We start from the raw sequence: 3,943 nt of genomic DNA, 5'->3' as shown, positions 1-3,943 counted from the left end.
ATCCAGTGCCTGAAAGAAGGCTGGGCATCACAGGCATTTGTCAGGTCGGTGTTACAGACGTTCCGTCATCATGATTATGACGCTTTCCTCATTGAGAAGCATCACCGCAGTATCGTTTATTCAGACGAAATGTGGACTCTGGCCGTCCAGCTGGGGATATCTAAATTCATCAGGCCGCCAAAACTCACACATGAGAGAACACGTATCCGTGTAGAGCCATTCAGTAACGGTGAAAAGGAATACAAATAACATCGCAGAGAAACTGTCAGGCCGATGGATAGCGGCCTGACTACGTTACTTAACCCAGTCTTCCAGAACCAGACCCGGCACCCGCTCAAACTCTCTTGTATTATTCGTCACCAGGATGGCGCCCGCCGCGATGGCGTGTCCGGCAATGGCGGTGTCGTTCGGGCCGATCGGCGTCCCGGCGAGGCGCAGCGCCACCCGGATGTCCGTCGTGGCGTCCACCGCAGCCCGGTCCCAGGGCAGGATGGCATCGAGGCGCGCGCAGAACGCGTCGACCAGCTGAATATGGCGCGGCGAGGCCTTCGGGCCGGTGGCGCCGAAGCGCATCTCGGCATACGTCACGGCCGAGACCACGATGCGATCACCGCGCAGCACCACCTGCTCCAGGCGCTTCAGCACCGCTGCCGGCTGCTCGCGCATGATGAACGAGCAGATGTTAGTGTCGAGCATCCAGGTTTTCTTCATGGATCAAAGCGTCCTTCGTCGCTGACCACATCCTCACGCTGCGCCATAAAGTCCGGATCGGCCCTGTCTAGCTGCGCGAACGAGCCCCAGGTCGGCCGGACGGGACGCAGAATGATGCTGTCCCCTTCCCGGACGATCTCCAGCTCGCTGACGCCGTCAAAATCCAGGTCCCGGGGCAGACGGATGGCGCGGTTATTGCCGTTTTTAAATATCGATACTGTGCGCATGGATGTTCCTCCGGCTGATCATGCATGATGTATGAGTGCATATGTGCAGTATATGCCTGCCGGATGGGTTTGTATAGGTGTAACATATGCAGATGACTGGCATATGCGTATGTCTGCCCTATGCAGATGCGCGGCATATGGATATGCTGTGCATATCCTGCTTTCTCATTTTTCCACCGCAGATCCGAAAACTCCCAGTTTCGGATCTTCTTTTGCGTCCCCGGCGCTCAGTGCCGAAAAAACACAAGATGTAGCGGTGTTCCCAGCTGACCATGACGCTAGATGTTGTGTCCCTCCCCTGCCCCGTAACCCGGTCCTCAGGGGCAGAAAAGACCGCTTTGCTTATTCCCTGACCGTGGTACACTTCCGGAAACATCGTTATACGTAAAAAGTCGGATCCGGACGGAACGGTCGCCAGGTAATTTAACAGCGTGACTGTATGGCTGCATGTTATCTCTAAGGTGATTATTTTGAATGTGAATTTCACAAAATGAAATTAATGGCGACATAACAGTATGTTTCAGGCGGGTGTGAGTCAGCTGCATCCTTACGCTATACTGATATGCATATCATTAGTGTGTATTCCGGAGTGAATTATGAAGCAGCGCATCACCGTCACAATAGACAGCGACAGTTATCAGTTACTGAAATCCGCGGACGTCAATATATCCGGTCTGGTGAACAGGGCCATGCAGAATGAGGCCCGCCGTTTGCGTGCCGAACGCTGGCAGGCTGAAAATCAGGAAGGGATGGCCGAGGTTGCCCGGTTTATTGAAATGAACGGTTCATTCGCCGAAGAAAACAGGGACTGGTGAGATGCAGTTTAAGGTTTATGCCTATAAAAGAGAGAGTCGCTATCGTCTGTTCGTGGATGTACAGAGTGACATCATCGATACCCCCGGGCGGCGCATGGTGATCCCGCTGGCCAGCGCCCGGCTGCTTTCGGATAAGGTTTCCTGTGAACTCTATCCGGTGGTGCACATCGGGGACGACAGCTACCGCCTGATGACCACGGACATGGCCAGCGTCACGTCCTCCGTCACCGGGGAGGAAGTGGCCGATCTCAGCCACCGGGAAAATGACATCAAAAATGCGATAAACCTGATGTTCTGGGGAATTTGACAGCCTCCCCGCCCTGAAAGACATCGAGGATGTCAAAACGAAGTATTGCCGCAGAGCTTAACCCTCAGCATGAACTGCTCTCCGGAGCGGATGCCCTGCAGGCTTTCGCGGGGTCAGCTTAAACGAACGGTTCACGCAAAAACCCTAAGGAACAAATATGGCGGACGGAATTTCAGTCTGGGTACCGGTGATCTCCACGTTATCGGGAGGGATACTGACCGGAAGCATTGCCCTTCTGGTGAGCCGGTTGAATCATCGTTACGCTGGCGAACGTGAGGCTTTAGCGGCTGCAGAACGGCATCGCCACGAGCTAAAGATTGCTCAGGAATTACTGGATAAAGAACGTTTATTCATAGCAACTGAGTTGATTTTCTTACTGGAACAATTCGCGGAAGGCTGCGCTCGTATGGCCACAGACTGCGGCGAGCCTGATCCGCAGGGTGTATACACTCCAACGGAAAATCTTCCGGAGCTGATAATCAAGAATATTTCGGGTGACTGGCGGGCACTCCCCCCCCGATTATGTACCGGATCCATGAACTTCCGGTACTTCAGAATGAAGTCCGGAGACATCTCGCGGCTTATTATGAGCAGTACTGGGAGCCTCCCTATCTCTCCCCATATTATCGGGAACGTCAGTTCCATTATGCCCGTCTGGGGATAAAGGCCGTTATTCTGGCCCAGAGACTGCGAAAACTCGTCGGTCTGCCTGGAACCCGCCTCGATGCAACGGAATGGTCTGCACAACTCGTCCTCTCTAGGGTATGGCGGAAAAAACGTAAAGAAAGAACCGAAGCTAAAATTCGTCGTCTGCGTAAAAAGACTGGGGAGAATTCATGATAATGCCTACCATTCAGGGGCAGAGAGTCACACATACCTCTGCTCAGTTGCCGGTGGCCATTGATTATCCGGCGGCACTGGCGTTGCGTCAGATGGCGCTCGTACAGGATGAACTGCCGAAATACCTGCTGGCGCCGGAAGTCAGCGCCCTGCTCCATTACGTGCCGGATCTTCACCGCAAGATGTTGCTTGCGACGCTGTGGAACACCGGTGCGCGTATTAATGAAGCGCTGGCGCTAACTCGTGGGGATTTTTCGCTGGCACCGCCGTATCCGTTTGTGCAGCTGGCCACACTCAAACAACGAACGGAGAAAGCGACCAGAACGGCCGGCCGTTCACCCGCCGGTAGTCAGGCGCATCGCCTGGTTCCGCTCTCCGATCACCACTACGTCAGCCAGCTGCAGATGATGGTGGCCACCCTGAAAATACCTTTGGAAAGACGCAACAAGCGTACCGGCAGAACAGAGAAAGCCCGCATCTGGGACATCACCGACCGGACAGTACGGACCTGGATTGGCGAAGCGGTTGAAGCGGCCGCCGTCGACGGGGTGACATTCTCGGTGCCGGTCACCCCGCATACGTTCCGCCACTCCTACGCGATGCATATGCTGTATGCCGGCATACCACTGAAGGTTTTGCAGAGCCTGATGGGCCACAAATCGATTAGCTCGACGGAAGTCTATACGAAGGTGTTCGCACTTGATGTTGCTGCGCGGCATCGAGTTCAGTTTCAGATGCCCGAAGCGGATGCGGTAGCCATGCTGAAAGGGAATATTTAAGTACTTAGGAGAATGATGCTGGCGAACGTCCTGCTCGCCGGGGAGGTCTGTCAGACGTTATCTGGACCAGCTGACGGGAATATCTGCTCTGTATTCCTCATACTGCTCATAGATCGCATGCTGAAGCATCGTAATACGTTCTGACAACCTGTTGGCGTCCGACATATGCCGCCATTCCCCCTCAATAGTGGTTTTCTGTCCATCCGGGAGATTGAGCGTGATCAATACCTTTGTATCACGAATAATCACCCCGTCAGTGAAAGA

8 protein-coding genes are annotated in these 3,943 nt (G+C 54.2%); 5 read left to right on the top strand and 3 right to left on the bottom strand.

All coding sequences use genetic code 11. The features are described from left to right. Window positions 1-249: hypothetical protein (locus tag N6P30_RS24100; RefSeq protein ID WP_220469962.1), on the top strand; the 249-nt coding region annotated here is incomplete at its 5' end. A 45-nt stretch (window positions 250-294) separates the two neighbouring features. On the opposite strand, the gene N6P30_RS24095 is transcribed toward N6P30_RS24100, so the two are convergent. Then, on the bottom strand, window positions 295-711 hold the full coding sequence (locus N6P30_RS24095; protein ID WP_000754567.1) for a type II toxin-antitoxin system VapC family toxin: 417 nt from the start codon (window positions 709-711) through the stop codon (window positions 295-297). Then, complete coding sequence (gene vapB, locus N6P30_RS24090) at window positions 708-938, bottom strand: type II toxin-antitoxin system VapB family antitoxin (RefSeq protein ID WP_023293777.1); 231 nt, start codon at window positions 936-938, stop codon at window positions 708-710. The genes N6P30_RS24095 and vapB overlap by 4 nt, the downstream gene beginning before the upstream one ends. Window positions 939-1,534: 596 nt before the next feature. Here vapB and ccdA point away from each other — a divergent pair. The 4 genes from ccdA (at window position 1,535) to N6P30_RS24070 (ending at window position 3,679) form a co-directional block, all read left to right on the top strand. Next, on the top strand, window positions 1,535-1,753 hold the full coding sequence (gene ccdA, locus N6P30_RS24085) for a type II toxin-antitoxin system antitoxin CcdA (protein WP_023294775.1): 219 nt from the start codon (window positions 1,535-1,537) through the stop codon (window positions 1,751-1,753). A gap of 1 nt (window position 1,754) precedes the next feature. Beyond that, window positions 1,755-2,060 (top strand): type II toxin-antitoxin system toxin CcdB, encoded by a 306-nt coding sequence (gene ccdB / locus N6P30_RS24080; protein ID WP_016946795.1) that lies wholly within the window; start codon window positions 1,755-1,757, stop codon window positions 2,058-2,060. A gap of 157 nt (window positions 2,061-2,217) precedes the next feature. Continuing rightward, window positions 2,218-2,724 (top strand): hypothetical protein, encoded by a 507-nt coding sequence (locus N6P30_RS24075; RefSeq protein ID WP_023294776.1) that lies wholly within the window; start codon window positions 2,218-2,220, stop codon window positions 2,722-2,724. 178 nt (window positions 2,725-2,902) lie between these two features. Then, window positions 2,903-3,679: a site-specific integrase gene (locus tag N6P30_RS24070; protein ID WP_049245386.1), complete on the top strand. Its 777-nt coding sequence runs from the start codon at window positions 2,903-2,905 to the stop codon at window positions 3,677-3,679. 57 nt (window positions 3,680-3,736) lie between these two features. Here the strand turns inward: N6P30_RS24070 and N6P30_RS24065 are convergent. Then, window positions 3,737-3,943, bottom strand: a 207-nt coding sequence (locus N6P30_RS24065; protein ID WP_260629997.1) for a hypothetical protein, incomplete at its 5' end; no start/stop codon positions are given.

The sequence above is a fragment of the Enterobacter sp. PL1 genome, from assembly GCF_945957325.1.
Lineage (GTDB): Bacteria > Pseudomonadota > Gammaproteobacteria > Enterobacterales > Enterobacteriaceae > Enterobacter > Enterobacter roggenkampii.
This window is presented reverse-complemented; position numbering and strand designations above follow the sequence as displayed.

Excerpts from the sequence above, each read along its gene's own strand:
- ccdA (WP_023294775.1), top strand. The coding sequence starts at position 1,535 with ATGAAGCAGCGCATCACCGTCACAATAGACAGCGACAGTTATCAGTTA.
- N6P30_RS24075 (WP_023294776.1), top strand. The coding sequence starts at position 2,218 with ATGGCGGACGGAATTTCAGTCTGGGTACCGGTGATCTCCACGTTATCG.
- ccdB (WP_016946795.1), top strand. The coding sequence starts at position 1,755 with ATGCAGTTTAAGGTTTATGCCTATAAAAGAGAGAGTCGCTATCGTCTG.
- N6P30_RS24095 (WP_000754567.1), bottom strand. The coding sequence starts at position 711 with ATGAAGAAAACCTGGATGCTCGACACTAACATCTGCTCGTTCATCATG.
- vapB (WP_023293777.1), bottom strand. The coding sequence starts at position 938 with ATGCGCACAGTATCGATATTTAAAAACGGCAATAACCGCGCCATCCGT.
- N6P30_RS24070 (WP_049245386.1), top strand. The coding sequence starts at position 2,903 with ATGCCTACCATTCAGGGGCAGAGAGTCACACATACCTCTGCTCAGTTG.